Source organism: Mycobacterium hubeiense, from assembly GCF_002838065.1.
GTDB lineage: Bacteria > Actinomycetota > Actinomycetes > Mycobacteriales > Mycobacteriaceae > Mycobacterium > Mycobacterium hubeiense.
The window spans coordinates 157,192-182,787 of sequence record NZ_PIZU01000003.1; the positions used below are offsets into that span (position 1 = coordinate 157,192).

General features: G+C 66.2%; 27 protein-coding genes. 15 read left to right on the forward strand and 12 right to left on the reverse strand.

The features are described from left to right. The first annotated feature begins 1 nt into the window (after position 1). From ipdC to CWS39_RS04070, 3 genes are all read left to right on the forward strand, one after another. Positions 2 to 1,063 (forward strand): (3aS,4S,5R,7aS)-5-hydroxy-7a-methyl-1-oxo-octahydro-1H-indene-4-carboxyl-CoA dehydrogenase, encoded by a 1,062-nt coding sequence (gene ipdC / locus CWS39_RS04060; RefSeq protein ID WP_102141621.1) that lies wholly within the window; start codon positions 2 to 4, stop codon positions 1,061 to 1,063. 135 nt (positions 1,064 to 1,198) lie between these two features. Then, complete coding sequence (locus CWS39_RS04065) at positions 1,199 to 1,840, forward strand: SatD family protein (protein ID WP_102141622.1); 642 nt, start codon at positions 1,199 to 1,201, stop codon at positions 1,838 to 1,840. Continuing rightward, entirely contained in the window at positions 1,837 to 2,574 is a 738-nt protein-coding gene (locus CWS39_RS04070; protein WP_102141623.1) for a hypothetical protein, read from the forward strand. Before CWS39_RS04065 ends, CWS39_RS04070 begins: the two co-directional genes overlap by 4 nt. A 21-nt stretch (positions 2,575 to 2,595) precedes the next feature. Here the strand turns inward: CWS39_RS04070 and fadA6 are convergent, their stop codons facing one another. Genes fadA6 through ipdE1 form a run of 4 tightly spaced genes read right to left on the reverse strand, consistent with a single transcriptional unit; the run spans position 2,596 to position 6,278 of the window. Beyond that, a complete protein-coding gene (fadA6, locus tag CWS39_RS04075; protein ID WP_102141624.1) occupies positions 2,596 to 3,744 on the reverse strand; it encodes a steroid 3-ketoacyl-CoA thiolase FadA6 in 1,149 nt (382 codons plus the stop codon). Next, positions 3,737 to 4,345, reverse strand: coding sequence for a TetR family transcriptional regulator KstR2 (gene kstR2 / locus CWS39_RS04080; RefSeq protein WP_102141625.1), 609 nt, complete (start codon positions 4,343 to 4,345; stop codon positions 3,737 to 3,739). Before kstR2 ends, fadA6 begins: the two co-directional genes overlap by 8 nt. Beyond that, a complete protein-coding gene (ipdF, locus tag CWS39_RS04085; RefSeq protein ID WP_102141626.1) occupies positions 4,342 to 5,130 on the reverse strand; it encodes a (5R,7aS)-5-hydroxy-7a-methyl-1-oxo-2,3,5,6,7,7a-hexahydro-1H-indene-carboxyl-CoA reductase in 789 nt (262 codons plus the stop codon). The genes kstR2 and ipdF overlap by 4 nt, the downstream gene beginning before the upstream one ends. Then, the gene (gene ipdE1, locus CWS39_RS04090; protein ID WP_102141627.1) at positions 5,130 to 6,278 is read right to left on the reverse strand and encodes an acyl-CoA dehydrogenase IpdE1; all 1,149 of its coding nucleotides are present in this window, start codon (positions 6,276 to 6,278) and stop codon (positions 5,130 to 5,132) included. The genes ipdF and ipdE1 overlap by 1 nt, the downstream gene beginning before the upstream one ends. A 114-nt stretch (positions 6,279 to 6,392) precedes the next feature. Between ipdE1 and fadD3 the strand changes: the two genes are divergently transcribed. The 5 genes from fadD3 to CWS39_RS04115 all read left to right on the forward strand — a co-directional run bounded on the left by fadD3 (position 6,393) and on the right by CWS39_RS04115 (position 12,250). Next, the gene (gene fadD3 / locus CWS39_RS04095; protein WP_102141628.1) at positions 6,393 to 7,913 is read left to right on the forward strand and encodes a 3-((3aS,4S,7aS)-7a-methyl-1,5-dioxo-octahydro-1H-inden-4-yl)propanoate--CoA ligase FadD3; all 1,521 of its coding nucleotides are present in this window, start codon (positions 6,393 to 6,395) and stop codon (positions 7,911 to 7,913) included. After that, on the forward strand, positions 7,913 to 9,046 hold the full coding sequence (locus tag CWS39_RS04100; RefSeq protein ID WP_102141629.1) for an acyl-CoA dehydrogenase family protein: 1,134 nt from the start codon (positions 7,913 to 7,915) through the stop codon (positions 9,044 to 9,046). Before fadD3 ends, CWS39_RS04100 begins: the two co-directional genes overlap by 1 nt. Then, the gene (locus CWS39_RS04105) at positions 9,043 to 10,008 is read left to right on the forward strand and encodes an acyl-CoA dehydrogenase family protein (protein ID WP_102141630.1); all 966 of its coding nucleotides are present in this window, start codon (positions 9,043 to 9,045) and stop codon (positions 10,006 to 10,008) included. Before CWS39_RS04100 ends, CWS39_RS04105 begins: the two co-directional genes overlap by 4 nt. Beyond that, complete coding sequence (gene ipdE2, locus CWS39_RS04110; RefSeq protein WP_102141631.1) at positions 10,005 to 10,946, forward strand: acyl-CoA dehydrogenase IpdE2; 942 nt, start codon at positions 10,005 to 10,007, stop codon at positions 10,944 to 10,946. Before CWS39_RS04105 ends, ipdE2 begins: the two co-directional genes overlap by 4 nt. Positions 10,947 to 11,095: 149 nt before the next feature. Beyond that, complete coding sequence (locus tag CWS39_RS04115; RefSeq protein WP_102141632.1) at positions 11,096 to 12,250, forward strand: pyridoxal phosphate-dependent aminotransferase; 1,155 nt, start codon at positions 11,096 to 11,098, stop codon at positions 12,248 to 12,250. Here CWS39_RS04115 and CWS39_RS04120 read toward each other — a convergent pair. The 3 genes from CWS39_RS04120 to CWS39_RS04130 are packed head-to-tail and all read right to left on the reverse strand — an operon-like array spanning position 12,247 to position 16,255. Then, a complete protein-coding gene (locus CWS39_RS04120) occupies positions 12,247 to 14,139 on the reverse strand; it encodes an acetoacetate--CoA ligase (RefSeq protein ID WP_102141739.1) in 1,893 nt (630 codons plus the stop codon). The genes CWS39_RS04115 and CWS39_RS04120 overlap by 4 nt on opposite strands. After that, a complete protein-coding gene (locus CWS39_RS04125) occupies positions 14,136 to 14,882 on the reverse strand; it encodes a 3-hydroxybutyrate dehydrogenase (protein ID WP_102141633.1) in 747 nt (248 codons plus the stop codon). The genes CWS39_RS04120 and CWS39_RS04125 overlap by 4 nt, the downstream gene beginning before the upstream one ends. After that, a complete protein-coding gene (locus CWS39_RS04130) occupies positions 14,879 to 16,255 on the reverse strand; it encodes an MFS transporter (RefSeq protein ID WP_102141634.1) in 1,377 nt (458 codons plus the stop codon). The genes CWS39_RS04125 and CWS39_RS04130 overlap by 4 nt, the downstream gene beginning before the upstream one ends. Positions 16,256 to 16,351: 96 nt before the next feature. Between CWS39_RS04130 and CWS39_RS04135 the strand changes: the two genes are divergently transcribed. After that, a complete protein-coding gene (locus CWS39_RS04135; RefSeq protein ID WP_102141635.1) occupies positions 16,352 to 17,305 on the forward strand; it encodes a LysR family transcriptional regulator in 954 nt (317 codons plus the stop codon). Between the two features lie 5 nt (positions 17,306 to 17,310). Here the strand turns inward: CWS39_RS04135 and CWS39_RS04140 are convergent, their stop codons facing one another. Beyond that, the gene (locus tag CWS39_RS04140) at positions 17,311 to 17,505 is read right to left on the reverse strand and encodes a hypothetical protein (protein WP_102141636.1); all 195 of its coding nucleotides are present in this window, start codon (positions 17,503 to 17,505) and stop codon (positions 17,311 to 17,313) included. Between the two features lie 314 nt (positions 17,506 to 17,819). Here CWS39_RS04140 and CWS39_RS04150 point away from each other — a divergent pair, with 314 nt between their 5' ends. Genes CWS39_RS04150 through CWS39_RS04160 form a run of 3 tightly spaced genes read left to right on the forward strand, consistent with a single transcriptional unit; the run spans position 17,820 to position 19,283 of the window. After that, entirely contained in the window at positions 17,820 to 18,068 is a 249-nt protein-coding gene (locus CWS39_RS04150) for a type II toxin-antitoxin system VapB family antitoxin (RefSeq protein WP_102141637.1), read from the forward strand. After that, positions 18,055 to 18,483 carry a type II toxin-antitoxin system VapC family toxin gene (locus CWS39_RS04155; RefSeq protein WP_102141638.1) on the forward strand — a complete coding sequence of 143 codons (429 nt, stop codon included), beginning with the start codon at positions 18,055 to 18,057 and terminating at the stop codon, positions 18,481 to 18,483. The genes CWS39_RS04150 and CWS39_RS04155 overlap by 14 nt, the downstream gene beginning before the upstream one ends. 26 nt (positions 18,484 to 18,509) lie before the next feature. After that, complete coding sequence (locus CWS39_RS04160) at positions 18,510 to 19,283, forward strand: alpha/beta fold hydrolase (RefSeq protein ID WP_102141639.1); 774 nt, start codon at positions 18,510 to 18,512, stop codon at positions 19,281 to 19,283. Positions 19,284 to 19,362: 79 nt separating this feature from the next. On the opposite strand, the gene hsaB is transcribed toward CWS39_RS04160, so the two are convergent. The 4 genes from hsaB to hsaA are packed head-to-tail and all read right to left on the reverse strand — an operon-like array spanning position 19,363 to position 22,885. Further along, a complete protein-coding gene (gene hsaB / locus CWS39_RS04165; protein WP_102141640.1) occupies positions 19,363 to 19,929 on the reverse strand; it encodes a 3-hydroxy-9,10-secoandrosta-1,3,5(10)-triene-9,17-dione monooxygenase reductase subunit in 567 nt (188 codons plus the stop codon). Then, entirely contained in the window at positions 19,926 to 20,831 is a 906-nt protein-coding gene (gene hsaC / locus CWS39_RS04170) for an iron-dependent extradiol dioxygenase HsaC (protein WP_102141641.1), read from the reverse strand. The genes hsaB and hsaC overlap by 4 nt, the downstream gene beginning before the upstream one ends. Next, on the reverse strand, positions 20,828 to 21,700 hold the full coding sequence (gene hsaD, locus CWS39_RS04175) for a 4,5:9,10-diseco-3-hydroxy-5,9,17-trioxoandrosta-1(10),2-diene-4-oate hydrolase (RefSeq protein WP_102141642.1): 873 nt from the start codon (positions 21,698 to 21,700) through the stop codon (positions 20,828 to 20,830). The genes hsaC and hsaD overlap by 4 nt, the downstream gene beginning before the upstream one ends. Then, positions 21,701 to 22,885, reverse strand: a complete 1,185-nt coding sequence (gene hsaA / locus CWS39_RS04180) for a 3-hydroxy-9,10-secoandrosta-1,3,5(10)-triene-9,17-dione monooxygenase oxygenase subunit (RefSeq protein WP_102141643.1) — start codon at positions 22,883 to 22,885, stop codon at positions 21,701 to 21,703. Positions 22,886 to 23,038: 153 nt separating this feature from the next. On the opposite strand from hsaA, the gene CWS39_RS04185 reads away from it, so the two are divergent. From CWS39_RS04185 to CWS39_RS04195, 3 genes are read left to right on the forward strand one after another with little or no spacing between them, the layout of a single operon-like run. Next, entirely contained in the window at positions 23,039 to 24,097 is a 1,059-nt protein-coding gene (locus CWS39_RS04185) for a ferredoxin--NADP reductase (RefSeq protein ID WP_102141644.1), read from the forward strand. Positions 24,098 to 24,118: 21 nt separating this feature from the next. Continuing rightward, entirely contained in the window at positions 24,119 to 24,688 is a 570-nt protein-coding gene (locus CWS39_RS04190) for a hypothetical protein (RefSeq protein ID WP_102141645.1), read from the forward strand. A 20-nt stretch (positions 24,689 to 24,708) separates the two neighbouring features. Then, positions 24,709 to 25,596, forward strand: a complete 888-nt coding sequence (locus tag CWS39_RS04195) for an AAA family ATPase (protein WP_102141646.1) — start codon at positions 24,709 to 24,711, stop codon at positions 25,594 to 25,596.

Consider the following 25,596-nt stretch of genomic DNA (forward strand, 5'->3'; position numbering starts at 1 on the left):
CATGGCCAGATTGCGCACTCCCCTTACCGAACTCGTCGGCATCGAGCACCCCGTGGTGCAGACCGGCATGGGCTGGGTGGCCGGTGCGCGGCTGGTATCGGCCACCGCCAACGCCGGCGGGCTCGGCATTCTCGCCTCGGCGACTATGACGCTGGAGGAGCTGCAGACCGCGGTGACCAAGGTCAAGGCCGCCACGGACAAGCCGTTCGGCATCAACATCCGCTCCGACGCGGGAGACGCCAACGAGCGAATCGACCTGCTGATCCGCGAAGGCGTGAAGGTCGCGTCGTTCGCGTTGGCCCCGAAGCCGGACCTGATCGCGAAGCTCAAAGAGGCCGGCGTGGTGGTCATTCCGTCGGTCGGACTGGCCAAGCACGCGAAGAAGGTCGCGGGTTGGGGCGCCGACGCGGTGATCGTGCAGGGCGGCGAGGGCGGCGGGCACACCGGTCCGATCGCGACGACGCTGCTGCTGCCGTCGGTGCTGGACGCGGTTGACATTCCCGTGGTGGCGGCGGGCGGCTTCTTCGACGGCCGCGGGCTGGCGGCCGCGTTGTCCTACGGCGCGGCGGGCGTGGCGATGGGCACCCGCTTCTTGTTGACATCCGATTCGACCGTGCCCGACGCCGTCAAACAGCGCTATTTGCAAGCCGGGCTGGACGGCACCGTGGTGTCCACCCGGGTCGACGGCATGCCGCATCGGGTATTGCGCACCGGGCTCGTAGAAAAGCTGGAAAGCGGTTCGCGGGTAAGGGGATTCACCGCGGCGCTGCGCAACGCGCAGAAGTTCAAGAAGATGTCCGGCATGACGTGGCGCTCAATGGTCAAAGACGGGCTGGCCATGCGCCACGGCAAGGAGCTGACCTGGTCGCAGGTGGTGATGGCGGCCAACACGCCAATGCTGCTCAAGGCGGGCCTGGTCGAGGGCAACACCGACGCCGGCGTGCTGGCGTCGGGTCAGGTCGCGGGCATCCTCGACGATCTGCCGTCGTGTGCCGAGCTGATCGAGACCATCGTCAGTGACGCGATCAAACATCTGCAGGCGGCCGCCGCGCTGGTGGAGTAGCCCAGCCGTCGCGAGATTGCATTCCGGCAGGTCCTTACTCGCACTTTCCCATCCTGGTTGCAATTTCGCGGTCCAGCTCCAGCATGTCATGAAGGCTATAGCTTCACTTGATGAAAATTAAGCTATAGTCTTCATATGACTGTAGTGAAGGATAAAGCTTCAGTCGCGACGATCATCGGTGACGTGGTCGGCTCGCGGCTGATCGCCGACCGCACCGAGCAGCACAGGATCCTCAACCGCGCTCTCCGCACCGTCGCCACCGACGCCGTCGATCCGCCCGCGTTCACGGTTGGCGACGAGTTCCAGGGCAGCTATGCCACGGTCGGCCAGGCGATCGACGCCGCGCTCGCAGTGCGCTTGGCCGTCGCGCCCGGCATCGATGTCCGCTTCGGCATCGGCTGGGGTGCATTCATGATGCTCGATGCCGACGCCGGCATCCAGGACGGCCCGGGATGGTGGTCAGCCCGCGAGGCCATCGAGTGGACCGCGGCGGCGCAGCGGCAACCCGGTCTGGCGCTGGTGCGCACCTCGTTTCGGGCGCACGAAGCACGCGCTGACGCCGACGCGATCAACGCCGCCCTGTTGTGTCGGGACCATCTGATTGGATCACTCGATGACCGATCGATACGAATACTGAAGGGCCTGTTGAGCAACAACACCAAAAAGGACATCGCCGCCGCGGAGGGCATCAGCGCCTCGGCGGTGTCGCAGCGCGCCGGGCGCGACGGCCTGGATCTGATCGTGCAGGCATCGCAATACCTCAGGGGTGTCTCGTGAGCGCGTTGGCCGTGATGCTGATCGCGATCGGCCTGGCCGATGTGGGCCGGCGACTGACCCGTCGCCTCTGGGCACCGATCGTGCTGGCGCTCGTCGCCGTCGGCGGCTGCGCCTTGCTGGCGGGGTTGTGTCACGTCGGCGACATCGCCCCGTTGGTCATCGCCGCCGCCTCCAGCGTCGCCTGGGTGGTCCTATGTGCCCGGGCCGAGCGTACCGGCGAGCACGAGGTGGCGCCGCTGGTGGTGTTCGGGGTGGCGGTCGCGGTCTTGATTGTGCTGTCCGGCTGGGGGTCTGACGTCGCGGGCGTTGTGCAGCGGTGGTCGACGTGGGTGGACTTGCCGGGGCTTGGCGACGTCGACCCAAACCGGCTGCTGATGGTCGTCGGCGTGGTACTGCTGCAACTGGTGACGGGCAACCAGTTGGTGAGGCTCGTGCTGGGCAAGGTGGGCGCGGTCAAGCCGGCGGGTGAGCCGCAGCCGTCGGACAAACTCAAAGGCGGCCGGCTGCTCGGACCGATGGAGCGGCTGCTCATCCTCGGCCTCGGGCTGGCCGGCCAGCTCGCCGCCGCCACCGCCGTCGTCGCCGCCAAGAGCATCATCCGGTTCCCCGAGATCAACGCTCAGAAGGCAAGGGAGAACGGCGGCATCGGCATCGACGAGGTGACCGAATACTTCCTCGTCGGCAGCTTCGCGAGTTGGATCGTCGCACTCGGTGGGTTGGCGCTGGCGCAGTAGGCGAACCCCGCGACGAGCGCCCTACAGCCGTTCGATGATCGTGACGTTGGCGGTGCCGCCGCCCTCGCACATCGTCTGCAGGCCGTAGCGCCCGCCGGTGCGCTCCAATTCGTTGAGCATCGTGGCGAACAGCTTGGCGCCCGTCGCACCCAGCGGATGGCCCAACGCGATCGCGCCGCCGTTCGGGTTGACCTTCTCCGGGTCGGCCTTGATCTCCTTGATCCAGGCGATCACCACGGGTGCGAACGCCTCATTGATCTCGACGGTGTCGATGTCGTCGATCGACAGGCCCGTCTTCTCCAGTGCGTAGCGCGTCGCGGGTATCGGCCCGGACAGCATGAACACCGGATCGGCGCCGCGGGCGCTGATGTGGTGGATGCGCGCACGCGGAGTCAGCTTGTGATCCTTGACGGCCTGCTCCGAAGCCAGCAGCACCGCGCTCGCACCGTCTGAAATCTGGCTCGCCACAGCGGCTGTCAGCCGACCGCCGGGGGCCAGCGGCTGCAAGGCCGCCATTTTCTCCAGCGTGGTCTCGCGGGGACCCTCGTCGATGCGGAAGTCGCCGACGCCGATGATCTCGTTGTCGAAATGCCCACCGCGGATCGCGGCGAACGCCCGCTGGTGGCTGGTGAGGGCGAACTGCTCCATCTCCTCACGCGAGATGTTCCACTTCTCGGCGATCAGCTCCGCACCGCGGAACTGCGAGATCTCCTCGTCGCCATAGCGATGCCGCCAGTTCTCCGATTCGCCCGTCGGCGAGGTGAAGCCGAACTCCTTGCCCACCACCATGGCCGAGGCGATCGGGATCTGGCTCATGTTCTGCATGCCGCCGGCCAGGATCACGTCGGCGGTCCCGGACATGATCGCTTGCGCGCCAAACGAAATCGCCTGCTGGCTCGAGCCGCACTGGCGGTCCACGGTGACGCCGGGCACCTCCTCGGGGTAGCCGGCGGCCAGCCACGCATTGCGGCCGATGTTGCCGGCCTGCCCGCCGATCGCGTCGACGCAGCCGACGATGACGTCGTCCACAGCAGCCGGATCGACGTCCACTCGGTCGAAGATGCCGCGAAAAGCGTGCACGCCCAGGTCAATTGGGTGAATGGCCGCCAGCGACCCGTTCTTCTTGCCGACGGGGGTGCGCACCGCGTCGATGATGTATGCCTCAGGCATTGGTTGACTCCTTTGTCTCACCGGCGGTGATTCCGCCGAGAACGATGGCGAGGTATTGCCGACCGACCTGCTCGGCCGTCAGTGGCCCACCGGGCTGATACCAGCGGACCGAAACCCAGGTGGTGTCGCGGATGAACCGGTAAACCAGGTCGACGTTGAGGTCGGGCCGGAAATAGCCCTCCTCGATACCCTGGTTGATCACGTCCAGCCACATCTTGCGCTGCTCTTTGTTGCGCTCATCCACATAGGAGAACCGTGGCTGCGACGACAGCCGTTTCGCCTCATCCTGGTAGATGACGACCTGCGCATGCCGGTGTTCGATGGCTTCGAACGACGCCATGAACAAACCCTTGAAGCGCTCCAACGGATTCGGTTCGGTGGCCACGATTTCCTGGTAGCGGCCGAACAACCAATCGAGAAAGCCACGCAGCACCTCGTCGACCATCTCCTCCTTGGACGAGAAGTGGTGATACAGGCTGCCGGAGAGGATGCCCGCCGAGTCGGCGATGTCACGCACCGTGGTCGCGCGCAACCCGCGCTCGGCGAACATCGTTGCGGCGAGCTCGAGAAGCTCGTCGCGTCTGCTGGCTGGAGTGGTCATGGGTGCTGACTCGAAACCGAAATCACTTCTCCAGTCAAGTAACTGGAGTAATCGCTGGCCAGGAACGCGATGGTGGCGGCCACCTCCCACGGCTCGGCGGCGCGCCCGAATGCCTCATCGGAGGAAAGCCGGTCCAGCAGGTCAGCCGAGCTGGTCTTCTCCAAGAACTTGTGCCGCGCGATGCTCGGTGAGACCGCATTGATCCGCACACCGTATTCGACGGCTTCTATTGCGCTGCATCGGGTCAACGCCATCACACCGGCTTTCGCGGCCGCGTAATGCGATTGCGAGTGCTGCGCCCGCCACCCCAGCACGCTGGCGTTGTTGACGATCACGCCGCCGTGGTCGGCGTCGCGGAAGTACCGCAACGCTGCGCGGGTGGACCGCATCACCGACGTCAGCGTGACGTTCAGGACGCGGTCCCACTCCTCGTCGGTCATGTCCACCACCGGGGTTTGACCGCCCAGTCCGGCGTTGTTGACCAGGACGTCGAGCCGGCCCATCCGCGCGGTGGTCGATGCGATCAGCGCGTCCACCTGGGCGGTCGACGTCACGTCGCACACCACGCTTTCCACCCGCCCCAAACCCAATTCGGTTAACTGGTCCCGCGTCTGGCCGAGCCGCCGTTCGTGATGGTCGGAGATGACGACGTCGGCACCCTCGGCCAGCGCCCGCCGCGCGGTCGCCGAGCCGATGCCGGTGCCCGCGGCGGCCGTGACCACGACGACCTTGCCGTTCAGGAGGCCGTGTCCCTCAATCTCTTTCGGGGCCTCAGCTAGGTTCATTAGCCCTTGACCTCTCGCGGTAGGCCGAGCACCCGCTCGGCGATGATGTTGCGCTGGATCTCATTGGATCCGCCGTAGATGGTGTCGGCCCGGGAGAACAAGTAGAGCCGCTGCCATTCGTCGAAGTCGCCGTCGGTCAGCGTCAGGCCTTCTCGCCCAAGCACGTCCATCGCGATCTCCCCGAGCTCGCGATGCCAGTTGGCCCACAACAGCTTCGAAACATTATCTTGGCCCGGTTGCTCCACGTCCATCGTCGCCATGGCATACGACCGCATGGTCTGCAAACCGACCCACGACCGGGTCAAACGCTCACGGATCAGCGGATCATCAGCGGCGCCAGTGCGCTTCGCCAACTCTGCGACACCGTTGAGCTCACGGGCGTACTCGATCTGCTGCCCGAGCGTTGAGACCCCACGCTCAAACGTCAAGGTTCCCATCGCCACTCGCCAGCCGTCGCCGGGCTCACCGACCACCAGCGACGCGTCGGTGCGGGCGTCGTCGAAGAACACCTCATTGAACTCGGAGTCGCCGGTCAGCTGGACGATCGGGCGAATCTCGACACCGGGCTGGTCCAGCGGCACCAGCAGGTACGACAGTCCGGCGTGACGTTTGGAGCCCTTCTCGGTCCGGGCCACCACGAAACACCACTGCGCCCAGTGCGCCAGCGATGTCCACACCTTCTGCCCGTTGATGACCCACTGGTCGCCGACGAGTTCGGCCGTCGTCGACACGTTCGCCAGATCGCTGCCCGCGCCCGGCTCGGAGTAGCCCTGACACCACAACTCGGTCACGTCGAGGATCTTCGGCAGGAACCGCTGCTGCTGCTCGGGCGTCCCGTAGGCGATCAACGTCGGCCCGAGTAGTTCCTCACCAAAGTGGTTGACCTTGGCCGGCGCGTTGGCGATCGCATATTCCTCGTAGAATGCCACCCGGTGTGCCACCGACAGGCCCCGGCCGCCGTGTTCCTCGGGCCAGCCCAGACAGGTCAAACCCGCCGCGGCGAGATGCTGATTCCATGCCCGCCGTTCCTCGAACGCCTCGTGCTCGCGCCCCGGTCCGCCCAGGCCCTTGAGCGCGGCGTATTCGCCGACGAGGTTGTCGGCGAGCCACTCACGGACCTCGGCCCGGAACTCCTGGACCCCTATCACCCTTGTAGGCTAACCTACCAAGCACTTGCTTTGGTGCCCGGTCGACGATGAACGCCGTAAAGGTTGCAGAACGGCGTGAGGAGAAGCCGGGCGAACCAATCCAGAGGAGCATCGATGACGGCCGATCTGCGCACCATTCCCGCGGTGCTGGACCGAGTCGCGGACCAGTTCTCGGACCACGACGCGCTGGTCAGCCAGGGGCGACGGTTCACCTACCGCGAGCTTCGCGACGAGGTCCGCCGCGCCGCGGCCGCGCTGATCGACCTGGGAGTGCAGGCCGGCGATCGGGTGGCGATCTGGTCGCCGAACACCTGGCACTGGGTGGTGGCGTGCCTGGCCACGCACTACGCCGGCGGCGTGCTGGTGCCGCTGAACACCCGCTACACCGCCAGCGAGGCCACCGACATCCTGGCCCGCACGGCCGCGCCGGTACTGGTGGCGGCGGGTGAGTTTCTGGGCGCCGACAAGACCGCCGAGTTGGATCGGTCCGCGTTGCCCGCACTGCGGCACATCGTGCGGGTGCCGATCGATGCCAACGACGGCACCTGGGACGACTTCATGGCGCGGGGACGCGACCTGGACGCGGTCGACGCCCGGGCCGCGGCCGTCCAACCCGACGACGTGTCCGACATCCTGTTCACGTCTGGCACCACGGGACGTAGCAAGGGCGTGCTGTGCGCGCACCGCCAGTCACTCGACGCGCCCGCCGCGTGGGCCGAGTGCGGTCAGCTCACGAGCGAGGACCGCTACCTGTGCATCAATCCGTTCTTCCACAACTTCGGCTACAAGGCCGGCATCCTGGCCTGCCTGCAGACGGGCGCGACGCTGATCCCGCAGTTGACGTTCGACCCGGAGAAGGCGATGGCCGCCGTGCAGGAGCACCGCATCACGGTGCTGCCGGGTCCGCCGACGATCTACCAGTCGCTGCTCGACCACCCTCGCCGCGCTGAGTACGACCTGACCTCGATGCGGTTCGCGGTCACCGGGGCTGCGGTCATCCCGGTGGTGCTGATCGAACGCATGCAGACCGAATTGGACATCGACATCGTGCTCACCGCCTACGGCCTCACGGAGGCAAGCGGTTTCGGCACCATGTGTCGCGCGGACGACGACGCGGTCACCGTCGCCACCACGTGCGGGCGTCCGATCGCCGGATTCGAACTGCGGATCGGAGAGGCGGGCGAGGTGCTGTTGCGCGGACCCAACGTCATGCTCGGCTACCTCGACGACCCCGAGGCGACGGCCGCGGCGATCGACGCCGACGGCTGGCTGCACACCGGTGACGTCGGCACCATCGATGAGCGCGGCAACCTCAAGATCACCGATCGGCTCAAAGACATGTACATCTGCGGCGGGTTCAACGTATACCCCGCGGAAATCGAGCAGGTGCTGGCCCGACTGGACGGCGTCGCCGAAGCCGCGGTGATCGGGGTGCCCGACGAACGGCTCGGCGAGGTCGGCAAGGCGTTCGTCGTGGTGAAGCCCGGTCATAAGCTCGACGAGGAAACGGTGATCGCCTACACCCGTGAGCATTTGGCGAACTTCAAGACGCCCCGCTCGGTGGAGTTCCTCGATGTGCTGCCCCGGAATCCGGGCGGCAAAGTGGTCAAACCGCTACTGCGTGAGAGGGCCTGATGGACCTGCATTACGACGATGCCACCCTCGAGTTCCAAGCCGAGGTACGCGAATTCCTGGCGGCGAACAAAGACTCGTTCCCGACGAAGTCGTACGACACGTTGGAGGGCTTCGAGCAGCATCGGCGCTGGGACAAAGTGCTTTATGACGCCGGCCTGTCGGTAATCGCGTGGCCCAAGAAGTACGGGGGCCGCGACGCCACCCTGCTGCAGTGGATCGTGTTCGAGGAGGAGTACTTCCGCGCCGGAGCGCCCGGACGTGCCAGCGCCAACGGGACCTCGATGCTGGCGCCGACGCTGTTCGCCCACGGCACCGACGAGCAGCTGGACCGCGTGCTGCCGAAAATGGCGTCCGGTGAAGAGATCTGGGCGCAGGCGTGGTCCGAGCCGGAGTCGGGCAGTGACCTGGCGTCGCTGCGGTCCACGGCCACCCGCACCGACGGCGGTTGGCTACTCAACGGGCAGAAGATCTGGAGCTCACGAGCACCGTTCGGCGAGCGGGCATTTGGGCTGTTTCGCTCCGACCCGTCCGCCGAGCGGCACCGCGGCCTGACCTATTTCATGTTCGACCTCAAAGCCGACGGTGTCACGGTGCGGCCCATCGCGCAGCTCGGCGGCGACACCGGCTTCGGCGAGATCTTCCTCGACGACGTGTTCGTGCCCGACAACGACGTGATCGGCGCCGTCAACGACGGCTGGCGCGCCGCGATGAGCACCTCGAGCAATGAGCGTGGCATGTCGCTGCGCAGCCCGGCGCGATTCCTGGCGCCCGCGGAACGGCTGGTGGCGCAGTGGAAGTCGAATCCAGATGAGGCGTTTCTGGACCGGGTGGCCGATGCGTGGATCAAGGCGCAGGCCTACCGGTTGCACACGTTCGGCACGGTGACGCGGCTGAGCGAAGGCGGCGAACTGGGCGCCGAGTCGTCGGTGACAAAGGTGTTCTGGTCCGAACTCGACGTCGCGCTGCATCAGACCGCACTGGACCTGCGCGGTGCCGACGGCGAGCTCGCCGACTCGTGGCTGGATGGCCTGCTGTTCGCGCTGGGCGGCCCGATCTACGCCGGTACCAACGAGATTCAGCGCAACATCATCGCCGAGCGGCTGCTGGGTCTGCCCCGGGAGGCAAAGGCATGAGATTCGATCTGGACGAACAGCAGCGCGATTTCGCGGCGAGCATCGACGCGGCGTTGGGCGCCGCCGATGTGCCGGGCGCGGTGCGGGCGTGGGCGGCAGGCGATACCTCCGCCGGCCGCAAGGTCTGGGCGCAACTGGCCGACTTGGGCGTCACCGCACTGATGGTGTCGGAGCGCTTCGACGGCATCGACGCGCACCCGGCCGACCTGGTTGTCGCCGCGGAGCGATTGGGCCGCTGGTGTGTGCCGGGGCCGGTCGCGGAATCCATCGCCGTCGCACCGGTGTTGCTCGCCGACGACGAACGGTCGGCCGCTCTGGCGTCGGGTGAGCTGATCGCCACGGTAGCGCTGCCGCCGCAGGTGCCGCGGGCGGTGGATGCCGATGTTGCCGGGCTGGTGTTGGTGGCTGCCGACGGTCAGGTGTCCGACGGCACTGCGGGCGAGCGACACGAATCCGTCGACCCCAGCCGCAAACTGTTCGACGTCAGCGCAACCGGTGCCGCGAAATCCGCAGACGTGGCGCGCGCCTACGAGTTCGGTGTGCTGGCCACCGCAGCGCAATTGGTGGGCGCCGGCCAGGCCATGCTCGACCAGTCGGTCGAATACGCCAAGCAGCGTTCGCAATTCGGTCGTCCGATCGGTTCCTATCAGGCCATCAAGCACAAGCTCGCAGATGTGCACATCGCGGTCGAGTTGGCCCGGCCGCTGGTCTACGGCGCGGCGCTGTCGCTGGCCAGCCATAAAGGAGAGGCGGCTGCGGAGGCCGCACGGGATGTGAGCGCGGCGAAGGTCGCGGCGTCGGAGGCGGCCCTGCTTGCGGCGCGGTCGGCCCTGCAAACCCATGGCGCGATTGGCTTTACGCAGGAGCACGACCTGTCGCTGTGGCTGCTGCGGGTGCAGGCGCTGCGTTCGGCGTGGGGCGACCCGACCGTGCATCGGCGACGAGTCTTGGAGGCATTGTGAGTGAAGAACGCGAACTGCTGCGCGACACCGTCGCGGCACTCGTCGACAAGCATGCCGCCCCGAGCGCCGTGCGGGAGGCGATGGAGTCTGAACGCGGTTACGACGAGACGCTGTGGAAGTTGTTGTGCGAGCAGGTCGGTGCGGCCGCGCTGGTAGTGCCCGAGGAGATGGGCGGCGCCGGCGGTGAGTTGGCCGACGCCGCGGTGGTGCTCGAGGAACTCGGGAAAGCGTTGGTGCCGACGCCGCTGCTGGGCACCACGCTCGCCGAGCTGGCGTTGCTGGCCGCCGACGACCCCGACGCCGACGCGCTGGAACGGCTGGCCTCGGGCGAATCGATCGGCGCGGTGGTGTTCGATCCGGAGTTCGTCGTCAACGGTGACATTGCCGACGTCGTCATCGCCGCCGACGGCTCACGGCTGACGCGGTGGACGACGTTCAGCGCGCAGCCCAAGCCGACGATGGACATGACTCGACGGCTGGCGCGGGTCGAACCGAAGGGCACCGCTCCGTTGGGCGCCGACCCGGGTCTGGCTGATACGGCCGCAATCCTGTTGGCGGCCGAGCAGATCGGGTCGGCGACGCGCTGCCTGGATCTGACCGTCGCCTACACCAAGGATCGAGTGCAGTTCGGCCGGCCGATCGGCAGCTTCCAGGCGCTAAAGCACCGGATGGCCGATCTGTATGTGAAGGTGCAGTCGGCACGCGCAGTGGTCGACGATGCGGTCGCGTCGCCGTCGTCGACGTCGGCGGCGCTGGCCCGCGTCTCGGCCAGCGAAGCGTTCTCCGCGGTGGCCGCCGAGGCCGTCCAGATGCACGGCGGCATCGCGATCACGTGGGAGAGCGACATCCAGTTGTACTTCAAGCGGGCGCACTCCACGGCGCAGCTGCTGGGCCCGCCGCGGGAGCATCTGCGTCGACTCGAATCCGAAGTGTTCTAGTTGCTCGCGGCTGCGTCCACTGTGCAATCACCGCGCCGACTGTGCACTCACTGCGGGATCGCGGCCGATTTGGCGCGGTGGCCGCACACTCGCCGCGGTGTCCGCACACTCGACCTCTGCCGCACCCGCCGGTTGTTAGCCTGACTCAGATGAGCGTCTCGTTACGGGCAGGCATCCCGCCGTTCTATGTGATGGATGTCTGGCTGGCGGCCGCCGAGCGCCAACGCACACATGGCGATTTGGTGAACCTGTCGGCGGGCCAGCCCAGCGCGGGAGCGCCCAAGGCGGTGCGCGAAGCCGCCAAGCAAGCCCTCGATAGCGGCCCGCTCGGCTACAGCGTGGCGCTCGGTATCCCCGAGCTGCGCATCGCCATCGCGCAGACGTACGCGACCCGTCACGGCCTCGATGTGGATCCCGACGACGTCGTCATCACCACCGGCTCGTCCGGCGGTTTCCTGCTGGCGTTTTTGGCCTGCTTCGACGTCGGCGATCGGGTCGCCATCGCCCGTCCCGGATACCCCTGCTATCGCAACATCCTCTCCGCCCTCGGCTGCGACGTCGTCGAACTCGACTGCGGCCCCGAAACTCGTTTCCAACCCACCGCACAGATGCTCGCCGAACTGGATCCGCCGGTCCAGGGCGTGATCGTCGCGAGCCCGGCGAACCCGACCGGCACGGTGATCCCGCCGGAAGAGCTGGCCGCGATCGCGTCGTGGTGCGCCGAGGCCGGGGTTCGGCTGATCAGCGACGAGGTGTACCACGGCTTGGTCTATGAGGGCGCGCCCGCGACCAGTTGCGCCTGGGAGACATCGCGAGATGCCATGGTGGTCAACAGTTTTTCGAAGTACTTCGCGATGACGGGCTGGCGGCTGGGCTGGCTGCTGGTACCACGCGAACTGCTTCGCGCGGTGGACTGTTTGACGGGCAACTTCACGATTTGTCCGCCCGTACTGCCGCAATATGCTGCGGTGGCGGCGTTCACCCCGGATTCGATCGCCGAGGCCGACGGCCTGCTGGAGCACTACGCGGACAATCGTCGGCTCCTTCTCGATGGCCTGCGCGCATTGGGCATCGACCGGCTGGCGCCGACCGATGGGGCATTCTACGTCTACGCCAACGTGTCGCACCTGACCGCCGACTCGCTGTCATTTTGCTCGAAGTTGTTGGCAGACACCGGTGTCGCGATTGCGCCTGGCATCGACTTCGACACCGCACACGGCAATTCGTTTGTACGACTGTCCTTCGCGGGGCCGACGTCCGACATCGAAGAGGCACTGCGCCGCATGGGGTCCTGGCTCGGCTAACGCTTGATCTCGGCGTACCAGTCCAGCAGGTCCGGGTTGTCGACGGCGCTGCGTTCCACCACCCGAGCCGCGTCCGCGCCCTGGAACAGCTTTTTGATCGGCACCTCGAGCTTTTTGCCGGTGCGGGTGTGCGGAACACCTGGGGCGACGATGATCTCATCGGGCACATGGCGCGGTGAAACTTCCGTGCGGATGGTGTCGTTGATCCGCGCGCGCAGGTCGTCGGTCAGTTCCGCGCCTTCGGCGAGCACGACGAACAACGGCATCCAGTACCCGCCGTCGGGTTGCTCGGCACCGATCACCAGCGCCTCGGCGATCTCCGGCAGGCGTTCGACGGCCTGGTAGATGTCGGCGCTGCCCATCCGAATGCCGTGGCGGTTCAGCGTGGAATCAGATCTGCCATGCACCACGATGCTGCCGTGATCGGTGATGGTGATCCAGTCGCCGTGTCTCCACACCCCGGGAAACATCTCGAAATAGGCTGCGCGGTACCGAGATCCATCGGCATCGTGCCAAAATCCCACCGGCATGGACGGCATGGGTTTGGTGATGACGAGCTCACCGACCTCACCGCGGACCGGTTTCCCGGACTCGTCCCACGCATCGAGCGCCACGCCCAGATACGGCGCGGACAGCTCGCCCGGCCACACCGGTACGGTGCGTACACCGCCGATGAATGCCGACACCACGTCGGTGCCACCGCTGATCGAGGCGACCTGGACGCGTTCGCCGACGTTGTCGCGGAGCCAGAGCGACGACGACGGCGGCAATGACGACCCGGTGATGCCGACCGTGCGTAGCGCCGACAACTCGTGCTCTTTGCACGGCACCACCCCTGCCTTGGCGCAGGCCAGCACATAGCCGGGACTGGTACCAAGGATAGTGGCTTGGGTGCGAGCGGCGATGTCCCACAACGCATCCGGCTTGGGATATGTCGGACTGCCGTCGTAACAGACGATCGTCGCTCCCACCAACAACCCGGCGACCTGGAAGTTCCACATCATCCAGCTCGGGCTGGTGTACCAGAAGAAGGTGTCGTCTTGCCCGATATCGGACTGCAGTGCAATCGCTTTCAGGTGCTCCAGCAGGACACCGCCGTGCCCGTGCATGATGCCCTTGGGCAGGCCCGTGGTGCCCGAGGAGTAGAGAATCCACAGTGGATGGTCGAAGCCGGCCGGCTCGATATCGAGCTCGCGGTCCTCGATCGCACCGAGCTCCGAGGCCATGATCGTGGCTCGCAGCGTCGGTAAACCGGCTTGCAGCGCCTGGATTTCGTCGCGCTTATCGTGTTTCTTGCCGCCGAATCGATATCCGTCGGCGGTGACCAGCACCGTCGGCTCCAGCTGTCCGAGCCGATCCAGCGCGGCTTTCGCGGAGTAGTCCTGGCCGCAGGCGCTCCAGATCGCCCCTATGCTGGCCGTGGCCAGAAACGCGATGACTGCCTGAGGAATATTCGGCAGGTAGCCGACCACCCGGTCGCCCGCACCTACCCCCAGCGAGCGCAGCCTGTGGGCGAAAGCTGCAGTCCGGCCAAGTAACTCGGCCCACGACACCTCGGTGATCGGCCCGTCCTCGGCGACGTAGAGAATCGCCGGCCGATCCGAGCGCGCATTGCGCACCACCTGCTCGACGTAGTTCAGCCGCGCGCCGGGGAACCATCGTGCCCCCGGCATGTCGGCGCTCGCCAGGACTTCTGCGGGTTGCTCACCGAGTTCGAAGTAGTCCCACAGCGCACCCCAGAAGCCGGCCAGATCGTCCACCGACCACTGCCACAGCGTCTGGTAATCCGGCATCGCGAGGCCGGTGCGCGACTGCACGAAGCGCGCGAAATCGGTGACCCGGGCCTGGGCGATGTCCTGCTCCGTCGGCACCCATTGAGGTTCGGTCATCGGGCGCTCCATCCCCCGTCCATGGTGTACGAGGCGCCCGTCACCATCCCGGCACTCGGCGATGCCAACCAACTTACCAGTGCGGCAACCTCTTCCGGTTCCACCAGCCGTTTGATTGCGCTCTCCTTCAACAGGATTTCCCCCACCACTTCGTCCTCGGGAATGTTGTGCGTGCGCGCCTGGTCGGCGATCTGCTTGGTGACCAGCGGTGTGCGCACATAGCCGGGATTCACGCAGTTGCTGGTCACCCCGTGCGGCCCGCCCTCCAGTGCGGTCACCTTGGACAGACCCTCCAACGCGTGTTTGGCCGTCACGTAGGCCACCTTGAACTCCGATGCGCGCAGACCATGTACCGACGAGATGTTGATGACCCGGCCGAACGCGTGGGCGTACATGTGCGGCAGCGCCGCGCGGATCAGCAGGAACGGCGCCTCGACCATCAGCGCCATCATCGCGCGAAACTTCTCCGGCGGAAATGTTTCGATTGCGTTGATGCTCTGCACGCCCGCGTTGTTGACCAGGATGTCGGCCTCGAGTGTCAGATCTTCCAGCGCAGAGACATCGAGAAGGTCGACCGCCCAAGCCTTTCCGCCGATGTCGTCGGCCACCGTCTTGGCTGCCACCTCGTCGACGTCGGCGACGGTGACCGTGGCACCACGGGCTGCGAGCTCACGGGCGCAGGCCGCGCCGATTCCACTCGCTCCACCCGTGACCAGGGCGGTGCGTCCGCTCAGCTCCGTCATGCCACGCCGGCCCTCGCGAGATCCTCGCGGTCGGCCTGGTCGACCGTGGCCAGGTCGATGCCCTTGGTCTCCCGCATGACCAGCGCCGCGATGAGCGTGACGACCGCGGCGCCGGCAAGGTACAGCGCGATCGGCACCGACGAATCGAACACATCGAGTAGGCGCACCGCGGTGATCGGCGCCAGCGATCCAGCGACGATCGAGGTGACCTGATAGCCAAGGGACACACCGGAATAGCGCATGCGCGTCGGGAACATCTCGGCCATGATCGCCGGCTGCGGAGCGTACATGATCGCGTGGATCACCAAGCCGATGATCACCGCGCCCATCACCAACGCGTAGTTGGCGGTGTCCATCATCGGGAAGGCAAAGAAGCCCCAGGTGCCCGCCGCGATCGCACCGACGATGTACACGGGCCGACGCCCGACGCGGTCGGCGAGGCGGCCCACTTGTGGGATGACCAGGAAGTGCACAGCGTGTGCGGCCATCAGGTACCAGAGGATGTCGCTGGTGTCGGCGCCGACGTGGACCTTGAGGTACGTGATGGAGAAGGTGACCACCAGGTAGTACATAATGTTCTCGGCGAAGCGCAGACCCATCGCGGTGAAAACGCCGCGGGGATAACGCTTCAGCACCTCGACGACGCCGTAGGACACGGCTTTGACCCGTTCGACCTCTTCTTGCACCGCGAGGAAGATCGGCGCGTCGCTGACCTTGGTGCGGATGTAGTAGCCGATCAACACCACCACGGCCGACAGCCAGAACGCGACTCGCCAGCCCCACGACAGAAACGCCGACTCCGACAACGTCGCGGTCAATGCCAACAACACGACCGTGGCGAGCATGTTGCCGACGGGGACGGCGGCCTGCGGCCAGCTCGACCAGAAGGCGCGACTGCGGTTCGGACTGTGTTCGGCGACAAGGAGAACCGCGCCGCCCCACTCGCCGCCGACGGCGAAACCTTGCAGGAACCGCAACACCACGAGCAGCGCCGGTGCCCAATAGCCGATCTGGTTGAACGTCGGAAGGCAGCCCATGAGGAAGGTCACGGCGCCGACGAGCAGCAGGCTGAATTGCAGCAGCTTCTTGCGGCCGTACTTGTCCCCGAAGTGGCCGAACACCACACCGCCGAGCGGGCGCGCGGCGAAGCCCACCGCGTAGGTGAGGAATGCCGCCAGGATGGCGTCGAGTTCGCTGGTGCTCTCCGCGAAGAAGACCTTGCTGAAGACCAGCGTGGCGGCGGTGCCGTAGAGGAAGAACTCGTACCACTCGACGACGGTGCCGGCCATCGACGCGACGACAACCCGTTTGAGCCCGGTCGGGATGGCGCCGGGCTCACTCGCCGCGGGCTGAGGCTCGCTGCTCGTGGTCATCGGCTACTCCTAACATGACGGCGGCCATATGGGCCGCGTGATTGTGGCAGCGCCCACAGGTGGTTGTGAGTATTCATGCACGCGCGAGTACCCGCAATGGCCAAACGTGCACTTGGCGTCTGCGAAAATGCAGACATGAGCCTGTTACCCGGCAAGCGGCCGAGTGCGGACGACCTGCTGGTTTTGCTGGCGGTCGGACGTTCGGGTCGGTACGTGACGGCGGCGGAGGAGCTCGGGATCAACCACACGACGATTTCGCGTCGCATCGCCGCGCTGGAGGAGTCGATCGGCGGCCGGGTGCTGGCCCGAGGGGCCGGCGGCTGGGAGCTCACCGACCTCGGGCGTGAGGCGTTGGCGGCGGCCGAGGCGGTCGAATCGGCAGTGCGGTCATTGACCGTCGACCCGGCAGGCGAACGCGCACTCGAAGGCGTGGTGAGGATCTCGGCGACCGACGGATTCAGCGCGTACATCGCGGCACCCGCCGCCGCCCAGGTGCAGCGGCATCATCCGAACGTCGCCGTGGAGATCGTTGCCGCCACCCGTCGCGCCTCCCAGCAGCGCTCCGGTCTTGACATCGAGGTAGTAGTCGGTGAGCCAAAAGTCCACCGCGCGAAGGCGATCCGTCTCGGCGACTATTGCCTAGGGCTCTACGGCGCCCGCGACTACCTATCCGAGCACGGCACGCCGGCCTCCGTCGACGACCTGGCCCGTTTTCCGTTGGTGTATTTCATCGATTCCATGCTGCAGGTTGACGACCTCGATCTGGCGACGAGTTTCGCGCCTGCGATGCGCGAATCGGTGTCCTCCACCAACGTTTTCGTGCACGTCGAAGCGACGCGCGCCGCCGCCGGCCTCGGGTTGCTGCCGTGCTTCATGGCCGACCGGCACGCGGATCTGGTGCGCGTGCTGGCCGACAGCGTGGCGGTGCGGTTGACGTACTGGCTGGTCGCGCGGGCCGAGACTCTGCGCCGGCCCGAGGTGGCCGCCGTCGTCGACGCCATCCAGGCCCGCATGCTCGACCAGCGCGACGTGCTGCTCGGGGTGCGTTAAGTCTGTCAGTGGTGCCGAGGATCGACGATCCCGGTAGCCGTCACTTCGAGCTCCGCAAGTTCCTTCACCCTGGGATCGACAGGGATGCCGGTTACCTTGCTCGCCTTGACCGCGAACTGCGCGGCAGCAATGCGCACTCGGAGGCTACGTGGTTTCGTCTTCTTGGCTTCCTCCACCACGATGCCCTCCTTGGTCGTCACTCATGTCATTAAGTGCCACGTACCCGGCGATCACCTGCAGGACACCGAAGTCACCCTTTGTTACGAGCCTAGACTCCACGAGCGCCCCGAAGCTTCCATCCCAGCTCGGCTTCCACATCGTCATCACCGAGGCTTCGTTCTACCGCCCAGGCGGCGCGTCGCCACCACTCCGACCGACGGTCCGCATTGTTCTTTTGCTGCCAGGTGATGAGCACGCCGACGGTGCGACAATTGATTCGAACATACAAGCGAACATACCAAGGCGCACCGACAGCTAGCATCATGATGCGTGTTGCTGATGATATGATGCTTCCATGCGCACGACGGTCAACATCGACGACAGCCTGTTGGCTGAGGCCAAGGTCGTCGCCGCCCGGACATCGAGGTCGCTCGGGTCGGTGATGGAGGACGCCTTGCGCGCAATGCTGCGGCGCGACGCAGAGGAGCGCGGTCGTGGCGAGTTTCGCCTGCCAACGCATGGCAGCGGCGGTCTACAGCCCGGCGTCGATCTAGAGGACAAAGAAGCTCTGGCCGAGTTGCTGGGCGACAATGCTGGTCCTTGATGTCAACGTCTGTGTCTACGCCATTCGCGAGGACAGCCCTGAGCACGAGCGCTATCGCGATTGGGTCGAGGCAGTGCTGCGTGGCGACGAACCCGTCGGGATGAGCGAACTCGTGCTGTCGGCGGCTATTCGGCTCATCACGAACCATCGGGTGTTTCGCCAACCGAGTACGACGGCGCAGGCGCTTGAGGCATGCAGCGCGCTTCGGTCGGCGCCCGCCGCTGTCCCGTTGCGCCCCGGGCCACGACACTGGGCCATCTTCGAGTCCCTTTGTGCCGAAGTCGGAGCGAAGGCCAACACGGTGCCAGACGCGTTCCACGCCGCACTCGCTATGGAAAACGGCGCGACATGGATCACCACGGACCGGTCGTTTGCCAGATTTCCCGGTCTGCGCTGGCGGCTTCCGTTCGACTGACGCCACAAGTCGCATAGCGTCGTGGCATGCCATTCATCGATCACCCGCGGGGCAAGGCGTACTACCGGCACTGGGCCACCGCCGAACCGCGTGCCGCCGTCGTCTTCCTGCACGGTTTTGGCGAGCACACCGGCGTCTACCACCGCTACGGCTTCGCGCTCAACGCGGCCGGTATCGACCTGTGGGCCGTCGACCAGTTCGGCCACGGCCTCAGTCCGGGTCCGCGCGGCGACTTCGGTTCTATCGACGACAGCTCGGCGTTGGCCGATCAGTTGACCGACCTTGTCGAGCGCGAGCACGCCGGTGTGCCGTTGATCGCGCAAGGCCATTCGTTCGGCGCCGTGGTCACCCTCTTCCGGCTTCTCGAACGGTCCGACCGGTATCGGGCCGGCGTCATATCGGGCGCACCTGTAGTTCCGACACCCGAAATGCTCGACGCCGACACATCTTTCGAACTTGAACCGGGCTGGCTGTCAAAGGATCCGTTTTACCTCGACATGCTGGAGAATGATCCGTTGGCATTCGTGGATGCTGACGGCGCCCCGTTGGCGCGTGAGCTCGACAAGGCGTGGGACCGGTTCGGTTCCGAACTTCCGAAGCTGACTGTGCCAACACTCGCGGTACACGGCGGTGCGGATCCCATCGCGCCGATCAGTGCGGTGCGCGCCTACGCCGAGCAGATAGATGCGTTGCAGCTCAAGGAATTCCCTCGCGGTCGCCACGACATTCTCAACGACACCCTGCACCGCGAGGTCGCCGCGGCCATCATCGAGTTCATCGGCGAACAAGTCGAGGGGTGAGCAATGTCGTCACGAGAGTGCGATCTCATACGCATCCCGCGGCGCTTCGCGTACGAAACCGCACAGTCGAGCGGCGGAGCTACAGCCAGGTGTCGGGCGTGGTGGCGGTGAGGAACGCCTCCAGATCGTCGCGCCACTGCGCGGGACTGTTCTTGTCCGGCTCGATGCCGGTGTACTCACCGCGATAGAACAGCAGCGGCCGCGGCTTTCGCTTCGGCACCTCCGACAGCGAGTGCACCGCGCCGAACACCACAAAATGGTCGCCACCGTCATGCACCGAATGCACCGTGCAGTCGATGTGGGCCAGCGACCCGTCAATCACCGGCGATCCGAGCTTCGAAGGGCTCCAGTCAATTCCGGCGAACTTGTCGGGCTCCTTCGAGCCGAAGCGCGCCGAGACATCCTTCTGCTTCTCGTGCAGCACGTTCACGCAGAACTTGCCACTGGCCTCGATGGCCTGCCAGGACCGCGACACCTTGGTGGGGCAGAACAGCACCAGCGGCGGCTCGAGCGACAGCGCCGCAAACGACTGGCAGGCGAACCCGACGGGTGCGCCCTCGTGCACGGTGGTGATCACCGTGATCCCGGTGCAGAACTGCCCGAGCACATTTCGGAATGTGCGCGGATCGATTTCTGCGGTCGTCACTTGTTCTGGAACCCGATGGAAAAGTCGTGACCCCACAGGCTGACCGCGGTCGATTCCCTGGCGATCCAGTCGTGGTCGTCGACCTGCAGTCCCTCACAACCGAATTCGATGTCGAATCCGCCGGGGGTCTTCATGTAGAACGACAGCATCTTGTCGTTGACGTGCCGGCCCAGCGTGGCCGACATCGGCACCTTGCGGCGCAGCGCCCGGTCCAGGCACAGCCCCACGTCGTCGCTGTTCTCCACCTCGATCATGAGATGCACGATGCCGCTGGGGGTTTCGCCGGGCATGAACGCCAGGCTGTGATGGCGCGGGTTGACGCCGAAGAAGCGCAGCCACGCCGGCGGGCCGTCGGCGGGCCGGCCGACAAGCTGCGGAGGCAGCCGCATGGAATCGCGCAGCTTGAATCCCAGTACGTCGCGGTAGAAGTGCAGCGATTCAGCGTCATCACGGGTGGTCAGCACAACGTGCCCCAGGCCCTGCTCCTCGGTGACGAACTTGTGCCCGTACGGGCTCACCACCCGGCGATGCTCCAGCGCCGCACCATGGAACACCTCGAGGGTGTTGCCCGAGGGGTCGTCGAAGATGATCATCTCGTCGACCCGGCGGTCGGCCAACTCTGTGGCGGTGGCCTCCTTGTACGGGGTGCCCTCCGCCTCGAGGCGCTTGCGAATGTCCTGCAGCTCTTCGGCGTTCGCGGTCTCCCAGCCCGACACTTGAAGCCGGTCATGCTCGCCGGGGACGATCACAAGCCGGGCCGGGAAGTCGTCCATCCGCAGATACAGCGCACCCTCAGTGGTGCCCTTGCCCTCGACCATGCCGAGGACCTTCAACCCGTATTCGCGCCAGGCGCCGACGTCGGTGGCCTCGATGCGCAGGTAGCCCAGTGACCGGATGCTCATGACCCGCCTCCTAGGAAATTGATCGTGAGCTTGTTGAACTCGTCGAACTTCTCCACTTGAGCCCAATGTCCACACTGCCCGAAGACGTGGAGTTGTACCCGCGGAATCTGCTTCACCGCAACCAGTGCCCCGTCGAGCGGGTTGACCCGGTCTTCGCGACCCCAGATCAGCAGCACCGGCTGACGCAGCTTGTACACCTCGCGCCACATCATCCCGAGCTCAAAGTCTGGGCCGGCGAACGACTTTCCCATGGCACGGGCCGCGGCCAGCGATTCGGGCTGGCTGGCGATCGCGAACCGCTCCTCGACCAACTCCGGAGTCACCAGCTTCTGGTCGTAGACCATGATGCGCAGGAACTTCTCCATGTTCTCGCGCGTCGGCTCGGCGGTGAACTTGCCCAGCAGCTTTACGCCCTCGGTTGGATCCGGCGCGAAGAGATTCACCGAAAGCCCACCCGGTCCCATCAGCACGAGCTTGCCCGCGCGGTCGGGGTAATCCAGCGCGAAACGCACCGCGGTGCCGCCGCCCAGCGAATTGCCCAGCAGCGGAATGCGACCCTGCAAGCCGAGATGGTCGAACAGTCCGAGCAACGCCTTGGCGCTGTAGCGGTTGTACTGCTCGTGCTCGGTGTGCTTGGAGGAGTGTCCGTACCCGGGCTGGTCGACGGCCAGCACGTGAAAGTGCTGCGCCAGGACCGTGATATTGCGGCCGAAATTCGACCAGCTCGACGCTCCGGGTCCGCCGCCGTGCAACAGCACGATGGTCTGCGCGCTGGGATCGCCGGCCTCGTGATAGTGCAGCCGCATGTCATCGCGGACCTGCGCATACCGCGAGGTGGATTCGAAGGTGATCTCTTCGACGGCAGTCATCTAGACCATCGTGTCCTGCGGCGGCAAACCGAACTCGTTGTTGCCGAAGATCAGGTACGCCCGCTCCGGGTCGTTGGCAGCGTGCACCCGTCCGGCGTGCGCATCGCGCCAAAAGCGTTGGATCGGCGCACTGTTGGCCAGCGCCGTGGCGCCCGACGCCTCGAACAGCCGGTCGATGGAGGCGATGGCGCGGCCGGTGGCCCGCACCTGATCGCGACGGGCCCGGGTGCGCAGGTCGAACGGGATCTCCTTGCCGTCGGACAGCAGCGCATACTCCTCGGCGACATTGCCGATCAGCTGACGCCACGCGGCGTCGATATCGCTGGCCGCCTCGGCGATGCGGACCTTGGCGAAAGGATCGTCCTTGGCCTTCTCGCCGGCGAACGCGGCGCGCACCCGCTTGCCCTGGTGCTCCACGTGCGCCTGGTACGCGCCGTAGGCCATGCCCACGATCGGCGCCGAAATCGTCGTCGGATGCACTGTGCCCCAGGGCATCTTGTACACCGGCGCGGTGTTGGTTTGCAGCCCGCCGGCGGTGTGGTCGTTCATCGACTTGTACGACAGAAAGCGGTGCCGCGGCACAAACACGTCCTTGACCACCAGCGTGTTACTGCCGGTGCCACGCAGTCCGACCACGTGCCACACGTCGTCGATCTCGTACTCGGTGCGCGGGATCAGGAAGCTGCCGAAGTCCACCGGCCGGCCGTCCTTGATCACCGGGCCGCCGACGAACGTCCACGTGGCGTGATCGCAGCCGGAGGACCAGTTCCACGACCCGTTCACCAGGTAGCCGCCGTCGACCACCTCACCGGCGCCCATCGGGGCGTACGACGAGGAGATCCGCACGTTGGTGTCCTCGCCCCAGACCTCTTCCTGGGCCTGCTGGTCGAACAGCGCGAGATGCCAGTTGTGCACGCCGACGATCGAGCTCACCCAGCCGGTGGAGCCGCATGCGCTGGCCAGCCGCCGGACGGCCTCGTAGAAGATCGTCGGGTCGCACTGCAGGCCGCCCCACTGCTCGGGCTGCAGCAGCCGGAAGAACCCGATCTCCTGGAGTTCGCTGACGGTGGCGTCCGGCAGACGCCGCAGATCCTCGGTCTCCTGGGCCCGCTGCCGCAGCTTCGGCAGAAGGTCGTCGATGGCGGCTAAGACAGACTGCGCGTCGCGTTGTTGAATGGACGTCACTGCTTTCCCTCCAAGGGTGTGGGCTTAGCGCAAGATTAGAACACGTTACGATTTAAGTCGAGCAGCCCATGCCTGCGGCGGCTGGACCAGGGCAAGTGCATTTCTGTAACCTGTTCTAGTTATACCCGGGTAAAACGACAGGAAGGGCACCTCGTGACCGACGAGCCGCTCGGCAGCCACGTGCTGGAACTGCAGGTGGCCGACGTCGTCGAAGAGACCGCCGACGCTCGGTCCCTGGTGTTCAGCGTGCCCGAGGACGCCGACATCCCCGCCGAACGACTCCAGTACTCGCCCGGCCAGTTCCTCACACTGCGCGTGCCCAGCGACCGCACCGGATCGGTGGCCCGCTGCTACTCGCTGTGCAGCTCACCGTTCACCGGCGACCCGATGACCGTCACCGTCAAGCGCACCGCCGACGGGTATGCCTCCAACTGGCTGTGCGACCACGCGCACGTCGGCATGAAGATCCACGTGCTGGCCCCGTCGGGCACCTTCGTGCCCAAGAACCTGGATGCCGACTTTCTGCTGCTGGCGGCCGGCAGCGGCATCACCCCGATGATGGCGATCTGCAAGTCGGCGCTGGCCGAGGGCAGCGGCAAGGTGGTGCTGATCTACGCCAACCGCGACGAGAACTCGATCATCTTCGCCGAGGCGCTGCGCGAGCTGGCCGCCAAATACCCCGACCGGCTCACCGTCGTGCACTGGCTGGAGACGGTGCAGGGGCTGCCGAGCGCGGCGGCGCTGGCCGGACTCGCGGCGCCGTACACCGGACACGACGGATACATCTGCGGCCCAGGGCCGTTCATGGCCGCCGCCGAAGAGGCGCTTCAAAGTTCGGGTGTGCCCCCGGAGCGCATCCACATCGAAGTGTTCAAATCGCTGGAGTCCGATCCGTTCGCGGCGGTGGTGATCGAGGAGGACGACAGCGACGAAGGCCCGGCCACGGCCGTGGTCACGCTCGACGGGAAGACCCACGAGATCCGCTGGCCGCGCAACGCCAAGCTGCTCGACGTGCTGCTCGACAAGGGTCTCGACGCGCCGTTCTCCTGCCGCGAGGGCCACTGCGGGGCCTGCGCGGTGCTCAAAAAGAGCGGCGAGGTCGAGATGGAAGTCAACGACGTGCTCGAGCAATCCGACCTCGACGAGGGCCTGATCCTTGGTTGCCAGGCGCGCCCGCGGTCCGATTCGGTCGAAGTCACCTACGACGAATAGCGAGCGGATACCTTTCTTGCGATGAACAGGCTCCTAGCAGCGTCTGCGGCAGTGCTGTCCGCGGCGCTCGTGCATCCCGCCCCGGCAACCGCCGCGTCCAACTCGGCCAATTCCTCGATCGCGGTCGATCCGGCCACCCAGATCGAGATGCACGTCACCGCCGACTGCGCGGGCGCCAGGTGCTACTTCAAAACCAGCGCCAACTTGCTGACTCCCAACGGCCCTACCGGTTTTCCCGGCGACACCTGGGCGCGGCAGACCATCACACTGCGCAGCAACGACCGCGACGTGTGGCAGGAAGCCTCCTACAGCGCGCCGGCCGGTGTGCCGCGTGAGACCAAGGGCGCCAATCACAACAATGTGCTGTCGCGGATGCTCAAAGAGCCCGCAGCCGTCCAGATCTCGGTCACCTATTTCGGTGGCGGGCCGATCGAGCGTTTCACGGTCGACGGCGAGTCGATGCCCGTCGACTGGGGCACGGGGCAACCGGACACCCGCGCAGCCTTTTTCGCATGCTCGCATATCCAGGTGGTGTACGGCGGCGTGAACCTGACCTCGCCGGAGGCCTGCGCGCAGACCACATTCAACTAGCTGGGCCTAGGCTCGAGGACGTGAGCACGCCCACCGTCGGCTCGCCGGCCGAACTGGCGCAAGCACTCGAGGCCACCGGTTACCTCGCCGATGACGGCGTGGCCACGGCCGCGTTCCTGGCTCTGCGGATGGGGCGTCCGCTGTTCTGCGAGGGTGAACCCGGCACCGGTAAGACGTCGCTGGCGGCGGCGCTGGCCGAGGCGTTCGGACTGCCGTTGATCCGGCTGCAGTGCCACGAAGGCATCGACGCCGCACAGGCGCTCTACGACTGGGACTTCCCGCGCCAACTGCTGCATCTGCGGACGTTGGAGGCCGCCAGCGACGGACATCTCGAGCCCGACGCCGCCGAACGCTCCCTCTACACCCGGCGGTTCCTGTTGGAGCGTCCGTTGCTGCGGGCCCTCACCGAAGCACCGTGCGTGTTGCTTGTCGACGAAATCGACCGCGCCGACGACGAATTCGAGGCGTTCCTGCTGCAGGTGCTCGACGAGAACGCCGTCACCATCCCCGAACTCGGTGAAGTGCGCGCCACCACACCCCCACTGGTGGTGGTGACGTCCAACCGCACGCGTGACGTGCACGACGCGCTCAAACGTCGCTGCCTCTACCACTGGCTCGAACATCCCGATCTGGCACGCGAGGTCGCGATCCTGCGCCGCCGCATCCCGGGTATCGGAGTGACGCTGGCTAACCAGGTCGCACACGCCGTGCGCGCCCTGCGGGAAATGGAACTGCTCAAGCCGCCGGGCGTGGCCGAATCGCTGGACTGGGCCCGCGCTCTGGCCGAACTCGACCGCGACGTGCTCGACGCGCAGACGGCCGCGGCCACGCTCGGCGCGGTGCTCAAGTACCGCGAGGATCTCGACCGGGTGACCCGTAGCGGACTGGACCGCCTGCTGGCGGGCTGA

What these genes read in the sequence shown, in the direction of transcription:
- ipdC (WP_102141621.1), top strand. Translation starts at nt 2, where the DNA reads ATGGCCAGATTGCGCACTCCCCTTACCGAACTCGTCGGCATCGAGCAC.
- CWS39_RS04065 (WP_102141622.1), top strand. Translation starts at nt 1,199, where the DNA reads ATGACTGTAGTGAAGGATAAAGCTTCAGTCGCGACGATCATCGGTGAC.
- fadA6 (WP_102141624.1), bottom strand. Translation starts at nt 3,744, where the DNA reads ATGCCTGAGGCATACATCATCGACGCGGTGCGCACCCCCGTCGGCAAG.
- kstR2 (WP_102141625.1), bottom strand. Translation starts at nt 4,345, where the DNA reads ATGACCACTCCAGCCAGCAGACGCGACGAGCTTCTCGAGCTCGCCGCA.
- ipdF (WP_102141626.1), bottom strand. Translation starts at nt 5,130, where the DNA reads ATGAACCTAGCTGAGGCCCCGAAAGAGATTGAGGGACACGGCCTCCTG.
- fadD3 (WP_102141628.1), top strand. Translation starts at nt 6,393, where the DNA reads ATGACGGCCGATCTGCGCACCATTCCCGCGGTGCTGGACCGAGTCGCG.
- CWS39_RS04100 (WP_102141629.1), top strand. Translation starts at nt 7,913, where the DNA reads ATGGACCTGCATTACGACGATGCCACCCTCGAGTTCCAAGCCGAGGTA.
- CWS39_RS04105 (WP_102141630.1), top strand. Translation starts at nt 9,043, where the DNA reads ATGAGATTCGATCTGGACGAACAGCAGCGCGATTTCGCGGCGAGCATC.
- CWS39_RS04115 (WP_102141632.1), top strand. Translation starts at nt 11,096, where the DNA reads ATGAGCGTCTCGTTACGGGCAGGCATCCCGCCGTTCTATGTGATGGAT.
- CWS39_RS04120 (WP_102141739.1), bottom strand. Translation starts at nt 14,139, where the DNA reads ATGACCGAACCTCAATGGGTGCCGACGGAGCAGGACATCGCCCAGGCC.
- CWS39_RS04125 (WP_102141633.1), bottom strand. Translation starts at nt 14,882, where the DNA reads ATGACGGAGCTGAGCGGACGCACCGCCCTGGTCACGGGTGGAGCGAGT.
- CWS39_RS04130 (WP_102141634.1), bottom strand. Translation starts at nt 16,255, where the DNA reads ATGACCACGAGCAGCGAGCCTCAGCCCGCGGCGAGTGAGCCCGGCGCC.
- CWS39_RS04135 (WP_102141635.1), top strand. Translation starts at nt 16,352, where the DNA reads ATGGCCAAACGTGCACTTGGCGTCTGCGAAAATGCAGACATGAGCCTG.
- CWS39_RS04150 (WP_102141637.1), top strand. Translation starts at nt 17,820, where the DNA reads ATGCGCACGACGGTCAACATCGACGACAGCCTGTTGGCTGAGGCCAAG.
- CWS39_RS04155 (WP_102141638.1), top strand. Translation starts at nt 18,055, where the DNA reads ATGCTGGTCCTTGATGTCAACGTCTGTGTCTACGCCATTCGCGAGGAC.
- CWS39_RS04160 (WP_102141639.1), top strand. Translation starts at nt 18,510, where the DNA reads ATGCCATTCATCGATCACCCGCGGGGCAAGGCGTACTACCGGCACTGG.
- hsaC (WP_102141641.1), bottom strand. Translation starts at nt 20,831, where the DNA reads ATGAGCATCCGGTCACTGGGCTACCTGCGCATCGAGGCCACCGACGTC.
- hsaD (WP_102141642.1), bottom strand. Translation starts at nt 21,700, where the DNA reads ATGACTGCCGTCGAAGAGATCACCTTCGAATCCACCTCGCGGTATGCG.
- CWS39_RS04190 (WP_102141645.1), top strand. Translation starts at nt 24,119, where the DNA reads ATGAACAGGCTCCTAGCAGCGTCTGCGGCAGTGCTGTCCGCGGCGCTC.